Here is a 25,418-nt window from a genome sequence, read left to right as displayed (position 1 = left end):
GGGACGATGTGAAAGTTTGCCTGATCGGAAGCGGTGGGCGGGAATACGCTATTGGCGCCCGGCTTATCGAAGATAACCCAGATATTGTGTTGGACGTTATCCCTGGTAACGATGCCATGACATTTGCAACTACTCATCCTGATATTGTTGCAACAGATATTCCAGCTATTGTTGAGTTTTGCTCTGCCAATGATATTGAGCTATGTGTAGTAGCCCCCGATAACCCACTTGTGGCGGGTTTGGTGGACGCGCTGGAGGATGCTGGAATAGCATGCTTTGGTCCACGTCAGCGTGGTGCCATGCTGGAAGGGTCGAAGAGTTTCGCGAAGCAATTTATGTTTCGGCATGGCATTCCAACCGCTAGCTACGCCGAGTTCCGCGACGTCCAACAGGCCAAAGAATACGCCCAACGTGCATCCTATCCGCTAGTTATCAAAGCTGACGGACTGGCTTTGGGTAAAGGTGTGGTTATTGTCGACGACGTAGCACAGGCACACAGCGTGCTGGCTGATTTTATGGTCGGGCGGAAGTTTGGGGAGAGTTCGGCAGCGGTCATTATTGAAGAATTTCTTTCTGGACCGGAAATCTCAGTACTCGCATTGTGTGATGGCAAAACTATTAAGCCCCTCGTCTCAAGTATGGACCACAAGAAAATTTTCGACGGCGATCGCGGGCCAAACACTGGCGGAATGGGGTGTGTCGCTCCTAACCCTGTTTTCACTGCACAGATTGCAACTGAGTTCGAACAAAAAATTATGCAGCCAACCTTAACTGGTTTGATTAAGGATGGAATTGATTTTCGAGGCTGTTTGTATTTTGGATTGATGCTCACTGATGACGGGCTAAAAGTGATAGAATATAACGCTCGTTTTGGCGATCCGGAAACTCAGGTGGTTTTGCCTTTACTCAAAGGCAATCTGCTCTCTATTTTCCAGGCCACAAGCCAAGGTCGATTAGCAGATGCTGCCGTTGGATGCCAAAACCGTCACGCGGCTTGCGTGGTCATGGCTGCTGAAGGCTATCCGGAGCACCCGGTGACCGGCAATGTGATATCGTTCCCAGCCGACGTCGAACCATATCTCATATTCGCTGGTGTTAAGCGCAACGGCAACGGTGAACTAGAAAGCGCTTCTGGTCGCGTGCTTAATGTTCTGGGATTTGGTGCTTCGCTCGGTGAAGCCATTGACTCTGCCTACGATCACGTGAGCGCTATTTCCTTCGCTCATAGTCATTACCGTAATGATATTGGAACCACAGCTCGAGAAATTGAGGATCACTATGATCTCTAGAATTTATGTTGAAGCTAAGCCAGGAACGAATCCTGCTGCCGATAATCTTGCTGACGATCTTCGCTCATTTTTACATATTGATTCTGTTACCGGTGTGCGGATTATTAATCGCTACGATTGTGAAAATATATCGGCACAGGTGTTTGACCGTGCAGTCACTCAGGTTTTTGCCCAGCCCCCAGTAGATAACTATTTTGCGGAGCTGACGACGAATCCTAGCGATCGAGTCTTTGCCGTTAGCTACTTGCCTGGGCAGTTTGACCAGCGTGCAGATAGCGCGGCGGTGTGTATCCAAATGATGGCTCAAGTGGATAAACCGCGTATCGGTTACGCTCGGGTTTACATTATCAGTGGTGGAGTAACTGATGGCGAACTAGCTAGGATCAAAACATATCTTATTAACCCGGTTGACTCTCATGAAGTATCACTAGAACTGCCACAGTCTCTCGCGTTGCGGACTACTCCAGCACAAGCCGTCCCTGAGGTAGCGAACTTTACGGCGATGAGCAAGGAAGAACTTCGTACCTACCTTGACGATAATGCCGCGGCGATGGATCTAGCAGATCTGACTCTTGTCCAAGACTATTTCACTCGAATTGGCCGTAACCCGACGGAAACCGAACTAAAAGTTATTGATACCTATTGGTCAGACCATTGTCGGCATACGACGTTTACCACGGAGCTGGCTAAAGTCGATATTGACGATGAGCGTGTTGCCCGCACATATGACTCCTACCTGCGGATCAAATCCGACATAGCTCCAGGAAAACCTGTGACGTTGATGAACATTGCGACGATGTCTATGAAATATCTGCGCGCCCACGGCAAGCTAGATCAGCTCGATATCAGCGATGAAATCAATGCCTGCACGATTAAGGTCGACGTCGACGTCGAAGGTGAAAACGAAGAGTGGCTATTGCTGTTTAAGAACGAAACACATAATCATCCAACCGAAATCGAGCCGTTTGGCGGCGCCGCAACCTGCATCGGTGGTGCAATCCGCGATCCGTTATCTGGCCGAGCATATGTGTATGCTGCTATGCGCGTGACTGGAGCGGGCGATCCGCTCCAACCGCTGGAAGAAACCTTGCCTGGTAAACTGCCACAACGCCAAATTGTCACTGTTTCAGCTGACGGCTATTCCTCATACGGCAACCAGATTGGGTTAGCAACCTCGTATATTGATGAGTTTTATGATGTCTCTTATAGTGCCAAACGCTTGGAAATCGGCGCAGTATTGGGAGCAGTGAAAGCCGACAATATCCAGCGTGCGACTCCGCAGCCCGGCGATCTTGTTGTTCTTATTGGTGGCCCAACGGGTAGGGACGGCGTCGGCGGCGCAACTGGTTCTTCCCGACCACACGATGTGGCTTCAGTCCGGGATTGCGGGGCACAGGTCCAAAAAGGCAATGCGCTAGAAGAACGTAAACTTCAGCGTCTGTTCCGCCACCCAGAGGTTACTAAGTGCATTAAGAAATGTAATGATTTTGGTGCCGGCGGAGTAGCTGTTGCAATTGGAGAGCTTGCTGACGGACTGCGGATTAACCTTGACCGTGTCCACACCAAATATGCTGGTTTGAATGCGACCGAAATTGCGGTCAGCGAGTCACAAGAGCGAATGGCGGTAGTTATTGCACCCGCTGATCTGGCACGTCTGGCTCAACACTGCCATGCGGAAAATGTGGAGATGGCGGTGGTTGCCGAAGTGACTGCTGAACCGGTACTGTCGATGTCCTATATGGGGCAGGAAGTTGTTCGACTGGAGCGTTCATTCCTCGACACAAATGGTGCGCCCAAAACAGCTAACGTCGTCGTGCATCCAGGCAAGCAGCTACCGGAGTATCAGGTTTCTGACTGGGTAAGCGGGCTGCGCGAGCTCATGGCGGATCTGAACCACTGTAGCAAAGAAGGACTGATTCAACGCTTTGACTCAACTATTGGCGCACATACAGTACTGATGCCACTAGGTGGCCGATACCAAAAGACTCCTATCCAGGCGATGGTTCATAAACTGCCAGTTCCCAATGGCAACACGACGACATGTTCTGTCATGGGGTATGGATTTAACCCTGTTTTGAGCGGAGCGGACCCGTATCAGGGCGCATACGATGCAGTTATTGATTCAGTGGCGAAAGTAATCGCCGTCGGGGCAGATCCGAATCAGGTTCATCTCAGCTTCCAAGAATATTTCCCCTCATTGCACAAGGATCCAGAGAAATGGGGACTTCCGCTAGCAAGTTTGATGGGAGCATTCCAAGCCCAGCTTGACCTTGGTGTGGCAGCTATTGGCGGCAAGGATTCTATGAGCGGTACGTTTGAATCTCTTGATGTGATTCCTACCTTGGTATCGTTCGCGGTAAGCCTTGGGTCTACTGAGTCGATTATTTCGCCCGAATTTAAGAAGGCAGGTAACAAGCTCTATCTGCTTCGCCCGCAAGATATTTCGCGGGACTATTTCGCTAGGGTCGCACAGCATATTCACCGTGGCGAGATCGTTAGTGCCTATAGTTTGACCGGGACTTCGGTTGCGGAAGCTAGCGTAAAAATGGCGTTAGGGAACCGCTTAGGAGTTCGTTTCGTAGATCATTTCGATCCGCACACCAGTTTTGTGCCGGTTCGCGGAGGATTTTTGTGTGAGACGACGACGGATCTCGACGATGGTATCTATCTGGGAGATATCAGCGACGAATTTGCATTTGTACATGCACAGACTCGCATAGACCTCGCTGCGGTTCAGCGTTCTTATGAAGCGAAGCTTGAGCCGGTGTATCCGGTGCGTTCGGGGCAACCAGACGAACATGTTTCAGCCGTTGAAACTGCCGGCGAAGCAACAACATATTCTGGGCCGCGTATTGAAAAACCGCGCGTACTCATCCCAGTTTTCCCCGGTACAAACTGCGAATACGACACCGCAGCGGCATGGCAAAAAGCTGGGGCAGAACCTGAGGTTATTGTCATTAACAATTTGTCCGTGGCAGATATCGAAACGAGTATCGATACGTTTGCAGATCGGTTGGCTGATGCCCAGATTTTGTTTATCCCGGGCGGATTCTCCGGCGGTGATGAACCAGACGGGTCAGCAAAATTTATTACGTCGTTTATGCGCAATGCTAAGGTTGCTACGGCTATCACTGACTTATTGGACAACCGTGGCGGATTGATTGGCGGTATCTGTAACGGTTTCCAAGCCTTAATTAAATTGGGTTTGCTTCCGTATGGAAAAATCATGGATCCGACAGCTGACATGCCTACTTTGACCTATAATTCGATCAAGCGTCATCAGTCATCAATTGTTAATGTTCGAGTGGCGAATACCGCGAGCCCGTGGTTACGTCAGGTTAAAGCGGGGGATATCTTCCAGGTTCCGATTTCGCACGGTGAGGGTCGCATCGTTGGCAATGTTCCGGTTAAGAATATCGCTACGCAGTATGTGGATTTTGCCGGCGAGCCAACGACGGCCATCGAATTTAACCCAAATAATTCGGTGAACGCTATTGAAGGAATGGTCTCTGATGATGGTCGAGTCTTCGGTAAGATGGGGCATACCGAACGGTACTCCGATGGGTGCTATCTCAATGTTCCGGGCCAGTATGACATGAAGATCTTTGCATCGGCCGTTGCGTATTTCGCTAACTAGGAAAGCAAAAACTATGGCATATCCATCAGATATAGACATTGCCCAGCAAGCGCATATGCTTCCGATCGATGAAATAACTAAACGGTTGGGCATAGCCCCGGATCTCGTTGATCATTACGGTAGATATAAAGCCAAGATCGATATCAGCGCAATCGACGAGTCCCGAATCGAGACGAATAAACTCGTTCTGGTTACAGCGATGTCGCCAACACCTGCAGGTGAAGGAAAAACGACGACGACGGTGGGTCTAGCCGATGCCTTGAATAGACTCGGGAAAAGTGTGTCGATGGCATTGCGGGAACCGTCACTTGGCCCCGTTTTTGGGCTTAAAGGCGGGGCCTGCGGTGGAGGATATGCTCAAGTAGTGCCGATGGAAGATATCAATCTACATTTCACTGGCGATTTTCATGCGATTTCGGCGGCCAATAATTTGTTGGTTGCAATGCTCGATAACCATATTTATCAGGGTAATAAACTTGGGATAAATCCGAAGAATATTGTGATCAAACGATGTGTTGACATGAATGATCGGCAGCTACGTCATCTTGTTGATGGGCTAGGATCACCGGTAGACGGAGTGAGTAGAGAAGACAGCTTTGAAATGACGGTTGCTAGCGAAGTTATGGCTATCTTCTGTTTAGCTACGTCAATTAGTGATCTCAAAGAAAAACTCGGAAAGATCATCGTTGCCTACACTTACGATCGAAAGCCAGTTACAGCTCAAGATTTAGGAGCTGTTGGCGCGATGACGGCGTTACTCAAAGAAGCGATAAAACCAAATGTAGTTCAATCTCTAGAACATACTCCGGCTTTTATTCATGGTGGTCCATTCGCCAATATCGCGCATGGCTGTAATTCGGTTCTCGCTACTAAGCTATCTCGCAGTCTGACTGAATACACAGTTACTGAAGCCGGATTTGGTGCTGATCTAGGCGCTGAAAAATTCCTTGATATTATGTGTCGCATTACTGGCAACCGGCCTCATTGCACCGTGATAGTGGCAACCGTACGTGCGCTGAAAATGCATGGGGAAGTTTCGCAACATGATCTAGTTGCTGAGAATGTTGGGGCGGTTGCAGCTGGTTTACCTAATCTTATCAAGCATATCGAGAACATGATGCAGGTATACCAACTGCCAACGGTTGTTGCTCTGAACGTGTTTCCAACAGATACGGAAGCAGAAATAGAGCATGTTGTTTCGCGGTGTGCGGAATACGGCGTGCGTTGTGTTCGTTCAACGGTGTGGACGGATGGTGGTATAGGTGGTACCGAGCTAGCGCAGGAAGTTATTCGGTTATGCGAAACTGCGTCGGACATTGCTTTTCCATATGCCGATAATGATTCGTTATTAGAAAAGCTCCATAAACTTGTCACGAAGGTATATGGCGGTTGTGCAGTTGATGTTAGCTCACGAGCACAGCGAAGCATAGCGAATATTGCAAAACTTGGTTTGTCTCGCCTGCCGGTATGTGTGGCAAAGACGCAATATAGCTTCAGCGATAATCCTCATGAGCTTGGAAGTCCGCGAGGATTCACCCTTCATGTTAAAGACGTCAAAGTCAATGCGGGTGCAGGATTTATTGTTGTGTATACCGGAGATATTTTAACGATGCCGGGTTTACCAGCAGAGCCTGCGGCTGAGCGCATAGATGTTGACGATAACGGGAAGGTGTCCGGGCTGTTCTAGAGCGTGTGACAAGTCTAGAGCGTGTGACAAGCACCAAAATCTCTGCTATCTTGATATTAAGATAGTTCGAAGGGGAGCTCATGAGCCGAGATACGTTCCATGCCAAGTCATATCTTGATGTCGCCGGAAAAATGTACGCTATCTATCGGCTCGACACACTGCCAGAGCTCACCAAATTACCGTATTCGCTTAAAATTCTGGCAGAAAATCTGTTACGACACGAAGACGGCGTACATGTGACTGCTGATCACATCCGTGCGCTCGCTACCTGGAATCCAGTTGCTGAGCCACAGGTAGAAATCCAGTTCACCCCAGCACGAGTAGTTATGCAGGATTTTACGGGGGTGCCATGTATCGTCGATCTAGCCACCATGCGCGAAGCCGTAGTGCAGCTCGGCGGAAATCCAGATGCTATAAATCCGCTGAATCCCGCTGAAATGGTTATTGACCATTCAGTGCAGATTGACGTATTCGGTCAAGCTAATGCACTGCAACGCAATATGGATCTTGAGTATAGCCGTAACGAGGAACGATATCAGTTTTTGCGGTGGGGGCAAGGCGCGTTCAGCAACTTTACAGTTGTCCCGCCAGGAACAGGGATCGTCCATCAGGTAAATATCGAACGCCTTGCGCGCGTTACTATGGTTCGTGATGACGACGGCGAAGCTGTTGCTTACCCAGATACCTGTGTTGGTACTGATTCGCATACCACAATGGTAAACGGGCTGGGGGTGCTTGGCTGGGGAGTGGGTGGTATAGAAGCTGAGGCTGCTATGCTTGGGCAGCCTGTTTCCATGTTGATACCGCCCGTCGTTGGGTTCAAACTAACCGGTGAAATACCAGCCGGAGCGACGGCGACCGACGTCGTCCTAACAATTACTGACATGCTACGCAAGCATGGCGTTGTCGGTAAAATCGTGGAATTCTACGGACACGGAGTAAGCGCAGTGCCGTTGGCGAATCGGGCAACAATCGGGAATATGTCTCCTGAATTTGGTTCGACCGCTGCTGTGTTCCCGATCGATGATGTGACGCTTGAATACCTGCGGTTGACCGGCCGACCCGAAGAACAGGTTTCTTTGGTCGAAGCCTACAGCAAAGCTCAAGGTTTATGGCATGCCCCGGAACGAGAAGTAGCATATTCTGAGTACCTAGAACTAGACCTGGCAACAGTAGTACCGTCCATTGCGGGACCAAAGCGCCCACAAGATCGTATTGAATTGGCTTCGGCAAAAGCTCGTTTCCGAGATAATCTTTCTCACTACACTGACGATCCAGGATACGACCGACCCCACAAGGTAACTAAGATCCATCTTAACAACGCAGATATTGAAATCGATCATGGCTCTGTAGCAATCGCATCGATCACGTCATGCACGAATACGTCAAATCCATCTGTTATGATGGCTGCCGGTTTACTGGCTCAAAAAGCCGTTCAACGGGGTCTTAGAGTAAAACCGTGGGTGAAAACTTCATTGGCTCCGGGCTCTCAAGTGGTGACAGAATATTACAAGAAAGCAGGACTTTGGCCTGCCTTGGAAGCGCTCGGTTTTCATCTTGTTGGGTATGGGTGCGCAACATGTATCGGCAACTCTGGCCCACTACCAGAAGAAGTATCAGCTGCTATCAATGATGCCAATTTAGCAGTGGTATCCGTTCTTTCTGGAAATCGTAATTTTGAAGGACGAATAAATCCAGATATCAAGATGAACTACCTTGCGTCGCCGCCGCTTGTTATTGCATATGCGTTGGCTGGAACCATGGATATCGATTTCGCTCATGAACCACTAGGTCAAGACTCAGCTGGGCACGACGTTTTCTTAGCAGACATTTGGCCATCAGTTCGGGAAGTTCAAGAAACAATAGATAGATCTGTTAATCGGGAGATGTTTGAATCTTCATATGCGGACGTATTTGCCGGTGATGAGCGGTGGCAACGTTTAGAAACCCCCACAGGGTCAACATTTACATGGGACACTGACTCTACGTATGTGCGCAAAGCTCCGTTCTTTGACGGGATGACCATGGATCTTACTCCAGTGAGGGATATTTCCAACGCACGGGTATTGGCCAAACTTGGAGATTCAGTTACTACAGATCACATATCTCCGGCTGGCGCTATCAAGCCGGACTCACCTGCTGGCCAGTACCTGGCTCAGCATGGTATTGAACGACGGGATTTTAATTCTTATGGATCTCGGCGTGGCAACCACGAAGTAATGATTCGTGGAACATTCGCCAATATCCGGCTACGCAACCAATTACTTGACGGGGTAGAAGGTGGTTATACATACAATTTCCTTGCAGATAGGCAAGACACCATCTATAACGCAGCAATGGCGTACCAGAAGGCCAATATCCCATTGATTGTACTGGGAGGAAAAGAATACGGATCAGGTTCGTCACGGGACTGGGCTGCAAAGGGGACTGCGCTTCTAGGCGTCAAAGCAGTTCTTGCGGAATCGTTCGAACGCATCCACCGCTCTAATCTGATCGGAATGGGTGTGCTACCACTGCAATTTGTTACCGGAACGAATGCGCAGACCTTGGGGCTAGATGGAACGGAAACGGTGAGCATTTCTGGTATAGAAGCTTTAAACAGCGGAAATATACCGTGCCGGGTATCTGTTAGAGCTGTCCACCAGAGTCGCGGTGTCACTGAGTTTGAAGCAGACGTACGAATAGACACGCCTGGTGAAGCTGACTACTACTGCCACGGTGGAATACTGCAGTATGTATTACGTTCCCTTGTCCAGCGAACAGATGAAAGCGGGAATAAGTAGGGAGAAGACCAATAACGCTGGTAACCTAGATAGGTATGAGCTAAGGAGGCTATCAGCGAATGGGTATGCTAAGTTCCATTAATGGTCCACAAGATGTGAAGGCATTAACACCTGATCAATTACCTGTATTGGCCGCTGAGATTCGTTCATTCTTGGTCACAAATGTCGCTCGTACTGGTGGTCATCTCGGTCCTAATCTTGGAGTAGTAGAGCTAACAATCGCGCTACACCGTGTTTTCGATTCACCGAATGACGTTCTTGTCTTTGATACCGGGCATCAGTCCTACGTTCATAAATTGCTGACCGGTCGGCATGACTTCCATAATTTGCGTCAGGAAAATGGCCTCTCTGGATATCCATCTCGCACTGAATCACCACACGACGTCGTCGAAAACTCACACGCTTCTACCGCACTTTCGTGGGCAGACGGAATCGCGCGGGGTATGCAGCTTTCCGGTAAAGACCAACGAGCAGTAGCAATCATCGGTGACGGTGCGATGACTGGTGGCATGGCGTGGGAGGCTCTTAATAACATAGCTGAAGACCCAGATCGTCCCCTCGTTATTGTTATCAATGATAACGGCCGCTCCTATGCGCCAACTGTCGGTGGTATTGTCCGCCGAATCGATGCTGTGCGTAGAATGGATGCGATGCGCGTTAACCGCTCCTACGAACGGGCACTTGACTGGGGTAAACGGACCTTGCAAAACTCAGGATTGGCTGGACAACTAACCTATGATGCCTTGCACGGCCTGAAACGCGGAATGAAAGATGTGTTTGTCGATGCCGGTATTTTTGATTCTCTGAGCTTAAAGTATCTCGGCCCAGTCGACGGTCACGATATGGCCGAACTTGAAGAAGCTTTCACAATGGCACGTAAGTATGGCGGTCCCGTCGTCGTCCATTGCATCACCGAAAAAGGTCGTGGCTACAAGCCTGCGGAAGAACACGAAGCGGATCGGTTCCATGCAGTGGGAGTTATTCACCCAGAAACCGGGCTTCCAGTCGAACCGTCGCGATTCGGATGGACATCAGTGTTCGCACAAGAAATCGTTAAAATCGCTAAAGAAAATCCTAGGGTGGTTGGAATTACCGCCGCGATGATGCTTCCAGTTGGTCTAGGACCGCTGAAGAAGCAGCTTCCAGAGCGTGTTATAGATGTGGGGATAGCAGAACAACATGCCATGACGATGGCTGCTGGCCTAGCCCATCAGGGATTCCATCCGGTGGTTGCCTTATATGCAACGTTCATGAATCGGGCATATGATCAGTTACTGATGGACGTTGCGCTCCATGGTGCGCCGGTAACAATTTGTTTGGATCGTTCCGGTGTCACTGGTGACGATGGTGCCTCGCACAATGGCATGTGGGATATGGCGATCGCGAATATGGTTCCGGGAATGGAAGTGGCAGTCCCGCGTGACGAGACACGTATGCGTGAGCTTCTGCATGAGGCTATTGCGAAACCTTCCCCAACGATTGTGCGCTATCCAAAAGGTGCTGTGCCATCGGATCTGGCTACCCTCCGGCGTATTGGCACGCTTGACGTTGTTTATGAAAAAGTGGGTGACGAAGACCCGATTGTTTTGATTGGATATGGGCCGTTGGTGCACACAATGGTCGAGGCAGCCCAGCAGCTTGAAGAGCCGGTTATTGTTATTGACCCACGATGGGCGATACCAGCTAATACTGATCTGGTGCAGGTCTGTAGCCGGGCACGCTGTATTGTGACGCTTGAAGACGGTCTGGTCGATGGCGGAGCCGGTGCGTGTATCCAGAAGTCTTTGAATGAAGCTAACGTCAGACAGCCACTAGCTTCGTTGGGTATCAGCAAACAGTTCTTAGCTCACGCTTCGCGTCAGTCGGTTCTCACTCACCAACATATGCAAGCAGAAGATGTGGTCGTAGCTGTTGCTAAACTTCTCCGCGGCTCACGTGATTAATTGACACTACGCTAGAGCTAGACAAACCTGTTCAATCTGCCATGGGCGCGCGCCATAAGACTCCAGTAAATTTGGAATCTGTTGTGGCGCTGTCCAGCCGTCCCATGCAAGTTGCTTTTGAATACGAGGCTTTAACAGGACCTCTTGGCGAATGCCGAGCTTATCAGCATGATCCAAAACCGCAGAACGAATAGTCGCCCAGCGTTCAGCTGCTTCGGGACGTAGTTTTTCCCATCGTTGAGTTGGTGGGAACGGGTCTTTAGAATACGTGAATTTTCGTGCTGGGAGCTCGTTTTGCGGAAGATCCCAGGCAGCATGGATGGCGCTCCACCACACAGCAGCGTCACGTTTGCGTCCGCGGGAGCGGAATAATGACGAGTTTTGAATATCCGCACGCGATCGTGGCTTGCGAGCTGCGAGGGCAGCAAGAATCTTGTTCGGTAATACCTTTCCTGGTGCGAGGTCGCGTTCACGTGCTACATTGTCGCGTACCTGCCACAGCTCACGGAGCATCGCTAGCGAACGCTGATCTGGGAACTTGGCATATTTGACAGCTTTTCGCCATGGTTGCGGATGCGGCTGGGGAAGAGGACGGTAACGGACTTCCTCGCACTCTTGGACGAACCATTCGAAGCGTCCAGCATCGTGCAATTTCCCAGTGAGTGATTCTCTGAGCTCAATGAGTAATTCAACGTCTAAAGCTGCATAAGCTCGTAGTTCCGGCCCTAGAGGACGCTGTGACCAATCAGCATTGGAATACTCCTTGTCCAGAGCAATTCCGAATTCTTCAGCAACCATACTCTGTAGCGAAACATGATCATATCCGAGGATAAGACCAGCCAATTCAGTATCGAATACGTGAGTTGGCTCGAGACCTAATTCTCGCAGGCATGGAAGATCTTGATCGGCAGCATGCAAAATCCATTCGTCTTCCATAATGGTGGCTAGTTCACTTAATTGGTCTTCAATACCTACCGGATCGATGAGAAAGATTCCAGCACCTGCGCGTTTAATCTGAACCAGATAAGCCCGATTGGAATATCGTAGTCCCATTGCTCGTTCTGTGTCGACGGCAAATGGTCCATGTCCCTTTTTGAGTGCGATCACCGCATCAGCAATATCATCATGTGTAATATCGGGTAAACCTGCCCGTGGTTCGTTGAGAGGGCGAAGATCAGGATTGTCGAGGATCATTAAACTCTTTCAATTCGCCGCGGCAGGCTCGCCACGGATTGTTCTGGCGGTAAACCAGCCATAGTAGTACAGAATCGTGCCCAGGCATGGAGGTGCTCAGTCAGATATTCGGTGGTAGGCGTCCACGATGCGCGTACTTCCAAGTCGATTCGCGAAGAGTCAATGTACAGTCCACCGAATGTTTCGTTAAAAACACGGGTAACGGTCCCATTGAGTGAATGGTAGCCGGCATTCGCCGATTCGAGAGCTTCGGGTAACCACGACCACGCTACTTCGCCAAGCAGAGGATCATCTCCTAAGTCCGATTCGACAGGCGCCTGTGCATGCATAACAATTCGAAAAGTGCCGTTCCACGCTGGCTGCCCAGCCGGATCATGTAGAACAACAAACTTTGCATTCCCGCGATATAATTCCGGATCTTTCACCGGAGATTCATTGATTTCAGCCTGTAACGCAACCGCCCATGGCGCGATCCGAGTAGGTGGCGGAATTTGCACAATATGGAAGCCAGCACGAAAAGTCTGCCCTTTAAGAGACTCAAGGGCAGTAAGAAACTCGGGTGTTGGCTGTTCATGTTCCACACAGCAGACTTTAGTCGGCTAAAGTGTGACGATTCTCAGGGCACGCCGATATTATTGCTTTGCGTTCGCCACAATTACGCCTGGCGACTCAAAGTAGATGCCGTCTTCGTTAATTTCCGAATCAGACCATGAAAGCAATACTTCTTGCAAAGCATGGGGCACAGGTACCTGTGTAGTGCCATCTCGCGAGAACACAATATATGTCGTCCCGCGTTGTAGCCAACCAGATCGTCTGTTTGCAGATAACTCACAATGAGTTGCAGATCTATCTCCAGACGCAATATCCGGAAGCGAGCTGCGAAGCTGAATTAGTTCGCGTACAAAGTTATATATACGTTGATGATCGCCGTGGTTCACTTCTTCCCAGCGCAATATTGATTGTGTGAAGGCCGCCTTATCCTGTGGATCGGTCATGGTTGCGCCTTCCGGATAGACGGAAGCTAGATCCCACGATTCGAATTCTTTCTCTCGCCCAGCCTTAATATATGGCCCAATATCCGGACCATGGTCGGTAAAGAACATAAACGGCGTAGAAGCTGCCCATTCTTCTCCCATAAAAAGCATCGGAGTAAACGGTGACATCAGAATAAGAGCACGAGATATAGCAACATCAGAAAGTGCTAAAGAATGAGAAGGACGATCACCGATGAGACGGTTACCTACCTGATCATGATTTTCATCAAACACAATAAACGCATGTCCACTGACGTGCTCGGGTACCGGATGCCCCCACGGCTTCCCTTCAAACTGAGAAAACTCACCGGTACGAGTCATTCCGGAAGTCAATGCCCTAGGCAGTGTATCTGGCTTCTTATGGTCAATATAGAACGCGTTAGTTTCACCAGTAAGCCACACATGGAGTGCATGATGCACATCGTCTACCCACTGCATGTCCATTCCCCAGCCATTTTCTGCTACGGGAGCGGTTGTCGTCGGTGAATTGGAATTATTTTCGGCAATTAAACTAACTTGACGCCCATGAGAAGATGCGTAGGAATGAACTGCCTGAGCTATCTCAGCAACAATATGCGTTGGAGAATCATCAATAAGGAAATCAGTTGCATCGAGCCGCAACGCATCGAAACGATAGTCACGGATCCACATGAGGGCATTATCGATAAAATACTGACGCACGAACGCACCTTGGTCAGCATCAAAATTAACCGCATCGCCCCACGGAGTATGATGCCGATCAGTAAAGTACGGTCCGAACTGACTGAGATAATTTCCGTCGGGACCAAAATGGTTATAAACCACGTCAAGACATACTGCGATCCCGCGTGAATGAGCAGCATCTATGAAAGTCACAAGATCGTCAGGCGTACCATAATTCGGGTTCAGTGCAAAGATAGAGACCGAATCGTAACCCCAACCACGAGTTCCAGGGATCGGATTAATAGGCATAAGCTCGATTGCGTCAATACCAAGATCAACAAGGTAATCGAGCTTTCCAATTGCGCTACGAAATGTACCTTCGGACGTGAAGGTACCGATATGTAATTCGTAAAACACCTTACCGGCCAAGTTGGGACACTCCCAGTTTGTAGCCGCAAAATGGAACTTATTCGGGTCGATGACACAGCTTGACCCGTGAGCGCCATCTGGTTGACACATTGAGCGTGGATCCGGCAACCGTAGATCGCTGTCGTCCAGCCGTAGAAAATATCGTGTTTCTGGGGCTAAATCAATGGTCCATAATCCGTTTTGACCGGCAGTAAGGTCGTGTTCGACGTCGTCCACGATAGCTCTGACTCTGCTGGCATGTGGTGCCCACACCGAAATATCCATCAGTCCTTCTTTACTAATATGGCCACTGGAAAACGATCAGTAACGCCTGACAATGGTTGCGTACCACCGGTAATCGTCGTGCCAGTGAGAATATCTATCCACTTCCCATCCGGAATGACGATAGTGTGTGCTGAATTTTGGAGTAATCCAACCGATCGAGTTGCCACGGTTATGAGGAATGGATCGTCATGGTTAGTTCTCGCAAAAGCAATCGCGTGCCCCGTAGATACCGGAAGAGCCTGGTATCCGGCATACGCCGAAGCAAGGAGCGGGTTTTCTTCGCGCAACCGTGCTAGTCGGGAGGTCAGCCACAATTTCTCTTCATCCAGTGTTGGATTACTCGGTAGCCCATTAGCATCGAGTTCCGCCAACATCGCAGAAAGCCGGGCAAAATCGATTGGGCGGCGGTTGTCCGGGTCCACCAAGGACGTCTGAGTGACTTCTTCACCCTGATAAATATCGGGAACGCCAACCATCGTCATATGCAAAGCACGTGCGCCGAGAATATTGGCTCGGACTGCAGGTTGGAGTTTCTCCCAGAAATCGTCGATAGCATCACGAGACGAAGGATCTGTAATAATGGCGTGTGCGTAGGCGAGCATCTCCTCCTCAGCGTCCGAGTCCTGTTCGGTCCATGTTGTCCATCGCTTTTGCTCCCGGGCAGCCTTCAACAGATAGGCATCTAGGCGGTCGCAGGAAATTGGCCCGGTTGCGCTCCAGGTGCCAATAATTGTTTGCCAAATCAAGTTTTCGAATTGACCGTCAAGTTGGGCGGGCCGATTATCTATGAGTGATGAGCGCAGTTGCGTGACCAGTTGTGTCCACTCACCTGGGAATTGGGTGAGCGCAGAGATATGCGCGCGAACATCTTCACCACGTTTAGTGTCATGGGTTGACGTTACGACACCACTAACTGGCCAGGCTTGATGCATATAACCCTGCCAGTTGTGGAACTCATCGAGACTGGTGACCATATGATTTGGGCTGCCACCAACTTCGTTTGCCGAAACTAGTGCCGTATACCGATAAAAAGTAGTATCCTCAACGCCCTTGGCCATGACTGCACCACAGACCTGCTGGAACCGGATAATTGCTTCGCGACGGCGATCTTCGAGTGTTCGCCCTGCGGAACCAATTTCATTTCCCAACAACAAATCGACGACGATATCAAGCGTTTCTTGGGAATCTTCATCAAGATTGACTCGGGAAGCTTCGGCTGCCTGCTGAATTATTGCTTCGTTATCCGGATCGGGGCGTTCACCTGGAACGACATAGGCACGGTAGCGGGGCATATGCACTACTAGTTCGCTGATAACCTCAAGAATCCTGCGGAAAGTGTGATCACGTAACCGAACATCCGAATGGCATACATCGGCAATTAGGGTGCCTAAGCGGTGGATTTCGGTATACAAGGATGTCGAGACTATTTGGCGTTTGGCGACTAACTCAGTGGTGGCTACGCTGTCAGTCTTTCCAGAAATCTCACTGTAGAGCTGGGTGAGTGGCCCAACTCCAGCTGGCTCGGTGAAAAGACCTTGGATACGGTAAAGCGCATCGTAGCCCGTTGTACCAGAGCATGGCCAGTCATCAGGTAGTTGTTCGTCGCCTTCGAGGATTTTTTCTGCTACCAGCCATGCTCCCTGTGTCGCTTCGTGGAGATGACGGAAATACTCACGCGGATCGGCGAGACCATCCGGATGGTCAATGCGGAACGCATCGATCAGGCCACGATGCATGAGATTTATCAGCAACGCATGCGAGGCGCGGAAAACTTCTGGCCGTTCCACCCGAATAGCAGCGAGCGTATCGACGTCGAAAAAACGGCGATAATTAAGCTCTTCGTTAGCCACTCGCCAATAAGCTAGCCGATAGAATTGTCGCTCCAGCAAGTCAACGAGTGGCAATGATTCTGTGCCAGTGCGCACTGGGAAGACATGATCGTAATAGCGAAGAACAGGCATCGGGCCATCTGATTCAAAACCTGGTACCACCATAGTGTCCAGTGTGAGTTCGCCGTCGGCAAGCACCCGGCCGATGCGCTGACCTAGCACCGGCAGCAAGAGCCCGTCTGAATCATCCGACACATCAAAATCGAACCAGTGCGCATAAGGAGATTCGCTACCATCCCGTAAGACGGACCACATCGCACGATTATGATAAAGCGGAGTAGGTACCGCCATGTGATTAGGAACTACATCGACGACTACATGCATGCCAGCATCATGGATTGCGGCTGATGCTCGTTCGAATCCAACAAGTCCGCCTAGTTCTGCCGATATTTTGTCATGATCGACGACGTCGTATCCGTGAGTCGAGCCGGGAGCAGCCTGTAAGATCGGTGAAAAGAAGACGTCAGTAACTCCTAATTCTTTCAAATACGGAACCGTCTGACATACGGCATCAAAATCAAACTCAGGGGTCAATTGCAACCGATAAGTTGTGACGGGCTGATGCTGGCTATCTGTTGGAACGTGGGAATGGGAACGTTGCAATGAAGCTACTGACATAATTCTCCTTATACCGCTTCTCTCAGTCTAGTCGTTAGCTACCGGTTCCTCAGATTCAGAAATCTTTTCCGCAATCAGCGAATGCCCGTTAGCGTTATGCGAATCCGGAGTGAGCGTCGAAATCTTGGTGGCGACAGAGGAAACATCAGTTGCTGCGTCTTGGATTAGAGAACGTACAAAGATGCGAACACTTCGGCTGGGCAGCGTGAACGTGTCACCAGGTTGGAGTTCCTCCGATCCTGTTGGCACTGCATTAGTAGAGTGCGAAACATGCCACGGATGTTCAATAGAGGCTTGCGGAATCGTAAAGTCAAGATCCTCTTCAGATGCGTTGAAGGCGATGAGGATATCGTCGTCGATAATCTTGTTTCCTCGTAGCCCTGGCTCTTGGATACCGTGGCCATTGAGCCACATCATGACCGAGCGAGCGAACCAGGTATCCCAGTCATCGTCTTGCATTTGTTCGCCGTCGTTACGAAGCCACAGAATATCGCCACGTTCTGAGGTTCCACCGTGAGTCGCCGCGCCTTGGAAGAAGCGGCGACGACGTAATGCTGGATGTTCTTTGCGGAAATGGATCATAGAACGAGCGAAATCCAAGATCTCTAATGCTTCCCGGTCAAGATCCCAGTCTATCCACGAAATGTCGTTATCCTGCGCATACGTATTATTGTTGCCACTTTGTGTGCGTCCAATCTCGTCTCCATGGCTGATCATAGGAACGCCTTGTGAAACAAGCATTGTGGTGAAGAAATTTTTGATCTGTCGAATGCGGAGTTCGCGAATCTCCGGATCATCTGTAGGCCCTTCAACACCGCTGTTCCAAGAACGGTTATGTGACTCGCCATCCATGGAGTTTTCCCCATTAGCTTCGTTATGTTTTTCGTTATACGTGACTAAATCACGCATGGTGAATCCGTCGTGGGCGGTAACGAAGTTGATTGAAGCAAACGGACGGCGACCCGAATGCTCATAGAGGTCAGAAGAACCAGACAAGCGTGAAGCAAACTCAGACAGTGTTGATGGCTCGCCACGCCAGAAGTCACGGATGGTGTCACGATACTTGCCATTCCACTCGGTCCACAGAGGTGGAAATTCGCCAACGTTATAGCCATTTTCGCCAATATCCCAAGGTTCAGCAATGAGCTTCACCTGCGAGATAATCGGATCTTGCTGAATGATGTCGAAGAAGGAAGAAAGTTTATCCACTTCGTGAAGCTCGCGCGCCAATGTAGAAGCAAGATCAAACCGGAAACCATCAACATGCATCTCTGTGATCCAGTAGCGAAGTGAATCCATAATGAGCTGCAGCGAATGCGGGGAGCGCATGTTTAGCGAGTTTCCGGTACCAGTTGTGTCGAAATAGGATTCTTTATTGTCTGGTACGAGACGATAATAAGATGCGTTATCTATGCCACGGAAAGACAGGGTAGGACCCATATGGTTACCCTCAGCGGTGTGGTTGTAAACGACATCCAAAATAATTTCGATATCAGCTTCATGATAGGCCTTCACTAAGGACTTAAACTCATCTACCTGCTCGCCACGGGTACCCGCGGCAGCGTACGTATTTTGCGGGGCAAAGAAACCGATGGTGTTGTATCCCCAGTAGTTAGATAGGCCTTTATCAATAAGGGAAGTGTCGTTGACAAACTGGTGGATCGGCATGAGCTCAAGAGCAGTGATGCCCAATTCCTTTAAATAAGAGACCATCGCAGGATGTGCCATGCCCATGTAAGTGCCACGTAGCTCTTCGGGAATGTCTGGATGAGTTTTCGTCATTCCTCTGAGGTGGGCTTCGTAAATAATTGATTCATGATATTCGTGGTTTGGTGGACGATCGTGTCCCCAGTCAAAGAACGGATTAATAACCACCGAGAGCATGGTATGCCCGAGGGAGTCTTCATCATGACGTCGAGTGGGATCCTCAAACGAATATGAAAAATTAGCTTGATGATTTTCTACTTGGCCATCGATGGCCTTGGCGTAAGGGTCAAGCAGAATTTTCGACGGGTCACAACGATGACCATTTTCCGGATCGTAAGGGCCATGTACTCGGTAGCCATAACGTTGGCCAGGGCGTATTCCGGGTATATAGCAATGCCACACGAATCCGTCTACCTCTTCTAACGGAATACGCTCTTCATGCAAGTTGTCATCTATCAGGCATAACTCAACTGAGTCTGCTACTGACGAAAAAAGTGCGAAGTTCGTTCCAGTGCCATCGTATGTAGCGCCTAGTGGGTAGGGTTGCCCGGGCCAAAATTCCATATCGAGATCGACTCCTTAGAGCTAATAGGTATGGGTTTAGGTTATCGCAGGAGAGAGCTTTCAGGTGAGGTTACCACGCATGTTGCATGATGATGGTCTCGCAAATTCTTTGCGAAAGTGACGATCGTTAGAAGAGCCAAAAGTCCGAACGCACTACTAATGAGCAGAAATGCAGCTGGAATTAAGGCATGCTGGTCAGCGAGTGGCTTGCTCGTACTTGGAGAAGGCTTGGACAAAATAGAATGAATATCGCCAGTATTGCCATATATCTCGTTTGCCCGTTGCAAGGCAACTGGCATACGAGAGATGTATAGCGGAGTTGGATCGGTATAGCTCACGGCATCTTGATTTTTATCGCTCGATACAGCGTCTGCCGTTGGTATAGGGAGTGATTGATGCTCTCCGATAATAGGTGCAGAGGGAATCAAAAAAACATACAAACAGGTGGCAAGTAGGCGTACAACACGGTTACCTATGAACAAAAATGATGCTTTCAATATATTCACCTCCACAGAAAAAGAATGTGGATACTTCATAACATCATATGGTGGGCGGTACTGGGTTCGAACCAGCGACCTCTTCGGTGTGAACGAAGCGCTCTACCACTGAGCTAACCGCCCGTAAGAAAATACTTACTTAAAGAGGATACGACTTGTTAGGTTGAAAAGCCAGCGTGGAGTACGTGGCGCAGGTCATGTTCTGTTGATTGGACAAGCGGGGTTGGAAGTAGCTATATTTATTGAGCGCCGCAAACGACAGTTTGTGGTTACCAAGCGGATGTAGCTCAGTTGGTAGAGCATCACCTTGCCAAGGTGAGGGTCGCGAGTTCGAGTCTCGTCATCCGCTCGATGGCCGAGCAGGAAACTGCTTACCACGTGGTGGGTTGGCCGAGAGGCGAGGCAGCGGCCTGCAAAGCCGTATACACGGGTTCGAATCCCGTACCCACCTCGATTTACTAGGGCGATTGGCGCAGTGGTAGCGCGCTTCCTCGACACGGAAGAGGTCACTGGTTCGAACCCAGTATCGCCCACGGAAACCGTCAGGTTTTTCATCTGCGGATGTAGCTCAGTTGGTAGAGCATCACCTTGCCAAGGTGGGGGTCGCGAGTTCGAGTCTCGTCATCCGCTCGAAAACACGGACTCAGTTCATGGGTCCGTTTTTGATTGACCTGGGCGATTGGCGCAGTGGTAGCGCGCTTCCTCGACACGGAAGAGGTCACTGGTTCGAACCCAGTATCGCCCACGAAAGCCTAGGGAATACTTCGGTATTCCCTAGGCTTTTACTATGTTGTTGTAATGATTATTCGTTGTTTGATGTCTTTTTGTTCCGGCGAGCACGTGCCTTTAGGATGGTGCTCACTGCCATCGCTATAAGAAATAAGCTGAACAGATAGTTCCCTGTTCGGGGAGAAACAGATTGGGCCACCCAAGCCCCGACTGGCGTTGAGGAAACGGCGGCGCAGCCGATGATGATTCCTACCGGCAGATCGACTAGACCATGGCGGAAACTGCTGAAAGTTCCCGACAGCGCAGTTGGAATCATCGCTAGTAACGATGTGCCACGGGCAATCAAGTCTCCAGCGCCTACTACGAGTTCTAATCCGGGAACAATGATTCCGCCACCGCCAACTCCAATCAAACCTGCAAAAACTCCAGAAACTAATCCGACTGTTATCATTCCGATGGCGGATGCCAGCGTGAAATCTAAATCTGATTGGCGCTGGGGAATCTGAAACTGCTGAATGATAATAATTCCAACAACAAAAAACACGAAGATCCAAGGGAGAACGAGCTCCGGGATTATTCGTAGCAACCAGGTTCCTATCTGAGCCCCGACGAGAGCACCTATAGATACATAAAGCATCGCTGGAACCGAGAGATTGCCGTTGAATGCATACGTAATCGAACCGGCAGCTGCAGTGACAATAATTGCGGATAGCGAGGTAGCTGCCGCTTGGCGTTGCGACATATCTAGGACGATCAAGAGGGACGGAACGATAATCATTCCGCCGCCCACGCCGAATAAGCCCGCTAAAAAGCCGGCTATCAGCCCAATTAAGATAACGACTGCAAGCCGTTGTGGCGTTAGATTCCGTCGGGTACGAGAACTGGTCATACACTACACATTACTGCACTCAGACAGTCAGGATAATGCCTAGATCACAGATAATAGAGCATCTAACATTCCACAACGTTAACGGGAACTCCTGCATGAACTGCTAATCCACCAAGCGCTGTCTCTTTGTATTTGGCTTGCATATCTAAACCAGTTTCGCGCATCGTAACGATGACATCATCGAGTGACACCACGTGCGATCCATCGCCGTTCATTGCAGTGCGCGCGGCCGTGATTGCTTTGACAGCTGCGATAGCGTTACGTTCAATACATGGCACCTGTACAAGTCCACCGATGGGGTCGCAGGTTAAACCGAGATTATGCTCCATAGCGATTTCGGCAGCGTTCTCGACCTGTTGTGGGGTCCCACCCATAATTGCTGCGCAACCAGCTGCTGCCATCGAGCACGCTGAACCAACTTCACCTTGACAACCGACTTCTGCACCAGAAATAGAAGCTGTGTTTTTGAAAATCATTCCGATCGCGGCGGAGGTCAGCAAGAATGTTTTGACGCCTTCCCAGTTCGCGCCGTCAATAAAATCTCGGTAATAGTGCAAAACTGCGGGGATGATACCGGCTGCTCCGTTGGTCGGAGCTGTAACAATGCGCCCACCAGCCGCATTCTCCTCGTTAACTGCAAGCGCATAAAAAGCAACCCAGTCTAAAGTGCGTAATGGATCTGTAGAAGATTCACTGGTGAGTTTCCGATATAGTGCAGGTGCGCGCCGTAGTACCTGTAATCCACCAGGAAGGCGACCTTCGGAGCTAGCACCATGTTCAACGCATTCTTGCATTACTTCCCAGACATTGCGCAACTCACTGTCGATCTCTTCTGCCGTATGCATCGTCAGTTCATTTGCATAGGCGATCTCGGCAATCGACATCCCTTCACGTCGGCAATGTGTCATCAGATCAGCTGCCGTCAAATAAGGGAAAGGCACATTTGTTGTTTCGCAAACAACCGGATCAGTAGGGGAGACGTCGTCGCCCGAAACGATAAAACCGCCTCCAACCGAATAATAGACGTGGTCGGCAATACGCTCGCCAGCAGCGTCCCAAGCTTCCAATCTCATCCCGTTTGGGTGACCAGGTAGCTCAGTTAAACCATCAAGAACTATATCCAGTCCCGGCGAAAAAGCGATGTCGTGGATTCCGCCTAATTTCATTATCCCGGTGACTTGTACATCTGCGACTGCCGGGGCTACCGCATGTGGATTAACCGTTTCCGGTTGTTCACCCAACAGGCCTAAGATGACCGCGCGGTCTGTACCATGCCCGACCCCAGTAGCGCCCAGCGACCCGTTAAGGGTACATTTCACACGTGCAACCTTGCAGATATCGTCGCCCAAATGTGCTAAAAACTCCGCGGCAGCACGCATTGGTCCTACGGTGTGTGAAGACGATGGGCCGATACCAATAGAAAATAAGTCAAATACACTTAACGCCATGGCACCAGATTAGTTGAGATGCCGGCGTCGTGCTCGTTAAGTGAGATGCCTCTTGAGACTACGTTTATCAGTGAACCTTGTCCGTAAGTAGCGTAAACTGTCAGTGTTTTAATAACGCCGAGCGCCCTCGTATGGTGAACGGATGATTCAGGAGGCTTAAGTGAAGCTCTATATTGACGGTGAAGAACAGGAATTTGATTCCTCAATCACTGGTATTGAATATTATGCAAAGCAACGGACAATCGTTGCGCTTCGAGTAGATGGGGTGTTGAAAGATCTAGATACTGATCTGACAACATTAGAAGAAGGTGCCACCGTCGAAGGAGTGGATATTAGCGAGCCTGATGGTCTCAACATTCTACGTCACTCGGCAACCCACGTTCTAGCACAAGCAGTGCAGAATCGTTTCCCGGATGTCAATCTTGGAATTGGTCCTTTTATTACCGATGGCTTCTATTACGATTTCGGCAATATCGAGGCTGTTACTCCAGAGCTCCTCAAGCAGCTGGAAAAAGACATGATGCGCATAGTTAAAGAAGGTCAGCGCTTTGTTCGCCGCCCCATTGCCGACGACGACGCTCGCCACGAATTAGCCAACCAGCCATACAAGCTCGAGCTCATCTCGCTTAAAGGTGGTTCTGATGCAGATCGTGATCAAGCTGCTGATGGTGCGTCCATCGAAGTTGGTGGCGCAGAATTAACGATGTACGACAACGTGCGTCGTAACGGCGATATCGTATGGACAGATTTGTGCCGCGGACCACATTTGCCCACGACTAAACTAATCGGAAACGGTTTTGCGCTCACCCGTTCTTCGGCTGCTTATTGGCGTGGTGACCAATCGAATGATTCGTTACAACGTATCTACGGTACTGCATGGCCATCGAAGGATGAACTGCGCGCTTACCAAGAACGTATCGCAGAAGCAGAGCGACGCGATCACCGCAAACTTGGTACAGAACTTGATCTCTTCTCGTTCCCTGATGAGATCGGTTCCGGTCTTGCTGTTTTCCATCCAAAGGGCGGAATTATCCGCATGGAAATGGAAAACTATTCGCGCCAAAAGCATATTGAAGGCAACTATTCATTCGTTAATACGCCGCACATCACTAAAGGCAATCTGTTCGAAGTTTCTGGACATCTCGATTTTTATGCCGATGGTATGTACCCACCCATGCACATGGATGAGGAACGCGATGCCGAAGGTAATATCACCAAGCAAGGCGCAGATTACTATCTCAAACCGATGAATTGCCCGATGCACAACCTCATCTACAAATCACGGGGACGCTCATACCGTGAATTGCCGTTGCGGTTGTTTGAATTCGGTACCGTTTACCGTAACGAAGCTTCCGGTGTGGTTCATGGGCTAACCCGTGCCCGAGGCTTTACTCAAGACGATGCGCACATTTACTGTACTCGTGACCAAATGAAGGACGAGTTAACTCGGTTGCTCACATTTGTTCTTGACTTGCTGAAAGACTACGGACTAGACGATTTTTACCTCGAGTTATCGACGAAGAATCCTAAGAAGTTCGTTGGCGATGACGACGTCTGGGAAGAGTCCACACGTACCTTACGTGAAGTTGCTGAAGCATCTGGTCTCGAACTGGTGCCAGACCCAGAAGGTGCGGCTTTCTATGGGCCGAAGATTTCTGTTCAGGCTAAAGATGCACTTGGTCGTACCTGGCAAATGTCCACCATTCAGCTCGATTTCAACTTGCCGGAGCGGTTTGACCTAGAGTACACCGGACCTGATGGCGAACGTCATCGCCCAGTCATGATCCACCGTGCATTGTTCGGCTCAATTGAGCGCTTCTTCGGTGTTCTCACCGAACACTATGCGGGTGCTTTCCCGGCATGGCTTGCACCGGTTCAAGTACGTTGTGTACCAGTAGCCGACGCATTTAATGATTATCTCGACGACGTGGCGCAGAAGCTACGTGCCCACGGTGTCCGCGTTGAAGTAGATAAGTCCGTTGATCGCTTCCCGAAGAAGATTCGTAACGCTTCAAAGGACAAGGTTCCATTCACGCTCATTGCCGGTGGCGAAGATATGGAAGCTAACGCTGTTTCGTTCCGAATGCGTGACGGTTCACAAGACAATGGTGTTCCAGTAGATGAAGCTGTTGCCAGGATCGTCGATCATATTCGAAACCACACGAACCAATAAGA

At 49.9% G+C, this 25,418-nt stretch carries 14 protein-coding genes and 6 tRNA genes; 11 read left to right on the top strand and 9 right to left on the bottom strand.

The annotated features are described in order from the left end of the window. Positions 1–8: 8 nt before the first annotated feature. The 5 genes from purD (at position 9) to dxs (ending at position 11,339) form a co-directional block, all read left to right on the top strand. Entirely contained in the window at positions 9–1,289 is a 1,281-nt protein-coding gene (gene purD / locus KSO86_RS02730) for a phosphoribosylamine--glycine ligase (RefSeq protein ID WP_216431784.1), read from the top strand. Continuing rightward, positions 1,279–4,926 (top strand): phosphoribosylformylglycinamidine synthase, encoded by a 3,648-nt coding sequence (locus KSO86_RS02725; protein WP_216431782.1) that lies wholly within the window; start codon positions 1,279–1,281, stop codon positions 4,924–4,926. The genes purD and KSO86_RS02725 overlap by 11 nt, the downstream gene beginning before the upstream one ends. 13 nt (positions 4,927–4,939) lie before the next feature. Further along, positions 4,940–6,613, top strand: coding sequence for a formate--tetrahydrofolate ligase (locus KSO86_RS02720; RefSeq protein ID WP_216379050.1), 1,674 nt, complete (start codon positions 4,940–4,942; stop codon positions 6,611–6,613). An 80-nt stretch (positions 6,614–6,693) separates the two neighbouring features. Then, positions 6,694–9,396: an aconitate hydratase AcnA gene (gene acnA, locus KSO86_RS02715; RefSeq protein ID WP_216379051.1), complete on the top strand. Its 2,703-nt coding sequence runs from the start codon at positions 6,694–6,696 to the stop codon at positions 9,394–9,396. A gap of 59 nt (positions 9,397–9,455) precedes the next feature. Beyond that, positions 9,456–11,339, top strand: a complete 1,884-nt coding sequence (gene dxs / locus KSO86_RS02710) for a 1-deoxy-D-xylulose-5-phosphate synthase (protein WP_216379052.1) — start codon at positions 9,456–9,458, stop codon at positions 11,337–11,339. Positions 11,340–11,345: 6 nt separating this feature from the next. On the opposite strand, the gene KSO86_RS02705 is transcribed toward dxs, so the two are convergent. The 7 genes from KSO86_RS02705 to KSO86_RS02675 form a co-directional block, all read right to left on the bottom strand. Beyond that, positions 11,346–12,533: an HRDC domain-containing protein gene (locus tag KSO86_RS02705; RefSeq protein WP_216379053.1), complete on the bottom strand. Its 1,188-nt coding sequence runs from the start codon at positions 12,531–12,533 to the stop codon at positions 11,346–11,348. Then, complete coding sequence (locus KSO86_RS02700) at positions 12,533–13,114, bottom strand: DUF3000 domain-containing protein (protein ID WP_216379054.1); 582 nt, start codon at positions 13,112–13,114, stop codon at positions 12,533–12,535. Before KSO86_RS02700 ends, KSO86_RS02705 begins: the two co-directional genes overlap by 1 nt. A 51-nt stretch (positions 13,115–13,165) precedes the next feature. Further along, positions 13,166–14,902, bottom strand: a complete 1,737-nt coding sequence (gene treZ, locus KSO86_RS02695; protein ID WP_216379055.1) for a malto-oligosyltrehalose trehalohydrolase — start codon at positions 14,900–14,902, stop codon at positions 13,166–13,168. Beyond that, complete coding sequence (gene treY / locus KSO86_RS02690) at positions 14,902–17,409, bottom strand: malto-oligosyltrehalose synthase (protein ID WP_216379056.1); 2,508 nt, start codon at positions 17,407–17,409, stop codon at positions 14,902–14,904. Before treY ends, treZ begins: the two co-directional genes overlap by 1 nt. Positions 17,410–17,436: 27 nt before the next feature. Then, complete coding sequence (gene glgX, locus KSO86_RS02685) at positions 17,437–19,680, bottom strand: glycogen debranching protein GlgX (protein WP_216379057.1); 2,244 nt, start codon at positions 19,678–19,680, stop codon at positions 17,437–17,439. A gap of 41 nt (positions 19,681–19,721) precedes the next feature. After that, entirely contained in the window at positions 19,722–20,177 is a 456-nt protein-coding gene (locus KSO86_RS02680) for a hypothetical protein (protein ID WP_216431780.1), read from the bottom strand. A 48-nt stretch (positions 20,178–20,225) separates the two neighbouring features. Next, positions 20,226–20,300 (bottom strand) — tRNA-Val (locus KSO86_RS02675). A 153-nt stretch (positions 20,301–20,453) separates the two neighbouring features. On the opposite strand from KSO86_RS02675, the gene KSO86_RS02670 reads away from it, so the two are divergent. The 5 genes from KSO86_RS02670 to KSO86_RS02650 all read left to right on the top strand — a co-directional run bounded on the left by KSO86_RS02670 (position 20,454) and on the right by KSO86_RS02650 (position 20,922). Then, positions 20,454–20,526: transfer RNA gene (locus tag KSO86_RS02670), tRNA-Gly, on the top strand. Positions 20,527–20,557: 31 nt separating this feature from the next. After that, positions 20,558–20,628, top strand: a tRNA-Cys gene (locus KSO86_RS02665). Between the two features lie 10 nt (positions 20,629–20,638). After that, positions 20,639–20,710 (top strand) — tRNA-Val (locus KSO86_RS02660). 24 nt (positions 20,711–20,734) lie between these two features. Continuing rightward, positions 20,735–20,807, top strand: a tRNA-Gly gene (locus KSO86_RS02655). Positions 20,808–20,850: 43 nt separating this feature from the next. After that, positions 20,851–20,922: transfer RNA gene (locus tag KSO86_RS02650), tRNA-Val, on the top strand. Positions 20,923–20,979: 57 nt separating this feature from the next. On the opposite strand, the gene KSO86_RS02645 is transcribed toward KSO86_RS02650, so the two are convergent. Together KSO86_RS02645 and KSO86_RS02640 are read right to left on the bottom strand one after the other, a co-directional pair. Further along, a complete protein-coding gene (locus tag KSO86_RS02645) occupies positions 20,980–21,795 on the bottom strand; it encodes a sulfite exporter TauE/SafE family protein (RefSeq protein ID WP_216379265.1) in 816 nt (271 codons plus the stop codon). A 62-nt stretch (positions 21,796–21,857) separates the two neighbouring features. Then, positions 21,858–23,243 (bottom strand): L-serine ammonia-lyase, encoded by a 1,386-nt coding sequence (locus KSO86_RS02640; RefSeq protein ID WP_216379266.1) that lies wholly within the window; start codon positions 23,241–23,243, stop codon positions 21,858–21,860. A gap of 160 nt (positions 23,244–23,403) precedes the next feature. Between KSO86_RS02640 and thrS the strand changes: the two genes are divergently transcribed. Then, a complete protein-coding gene (gene thrS, locus KSO86_RS02635) occupies positions 23,404–25,416 on the top strand; it encodes a threonine--tRNA ligase (protein ID WP_216379267.1) in 2,013 nt (670 codons plus the stop codon). Positions 25,417–25,418 lie beyond the last annotated feature (2 nt).

The sequence above is a fragment of the Arcanobacterium phocae genome (genome assembly GCF_018913465.1).
GTDB classification, from domain to species: Bacteria; Actinomycetota; Actinomycetes; order Actinomycetales; family Actinomycetaceae; genus Arcanobacterium; species Arcanobacterium phocae_A.
The sequence above is the reverse complement of the archived record's forward strand: the minus strand, read 5'-3'. Positions and strand labels throughout refer to the sequence as shown.

Excerpts from the sequence above, each read along its gene's own strand:
- KSO86_RS02725 (WP_216431782.1), top strand. The coding sequence starts at position 1,279 with ATGATCTCTAGAATTTATGTTGAAGCTAAGCCAGGAACGAATCCTGCT.
- KSO86_RS02720 (WP_216379050.1), top strand. The coding sequence starts at position 4,940 with ATGGCATATCCATCAGATATAGACATTGCCCAGCAAGCGCATATGCTT.
- acnA (WP_216379051.1), top strand. The coding sequence starts at position 6,694 with ATGAGCCGAGATACGTTCCATGCCAAGTCATATCTTGATGTCGCCGGA.
- dxs (WP_216379052.1), top strand. The coding sequence starts at position 9,456 with ATGGGTATGCTAAGTTCCATTAATGGTCCACAAGATGTGAAGGCATTA.
- KSO86_RS02705 (WP_216379053.1), bottom strand. The coding sequence starts at position 12,533 with ATGATCCTCGACAATCCTGATCTTCGCCCTCTCAACGAACCACGGGCA.
- treZ (WP_216379055.1), bottom strand. The coding sequence starts at position 14,902 with ATGGATATTTCGGTGTGGGCACCACATGCCAGCAGAGTCAGAGCTATC.
- treY (WP_216379056.1), bottom strand. The coding sequence starts at position 17,409 with ATGTCAGTAGCTTCATTGCAACGTTCCCATTCCCACGTTCCAACAGAT.
- glgX (WP_216379057.1), bottom strand. The coding sequence starts at position 19,680 with ATGGAATTTTGGCCCGGGCAACCCTACCCACTAGGCGCTACATACGAT.
- KSO86_RS02645 (WP_216379265.1), bottom strand. The coding sequence starts at position 21,795 with ATGACCAGTTCTCGTACCCGACGGAATCTAACGCCACAACGGCTTGCA.
- KSO86_RS02640 (WP_216379266.1), bottom strand. The coding sequence starts at position 23,243 with ATGGCGTTAAGTGTATTTGACTTATTTTCTATTGGTATCGGCCCATCG.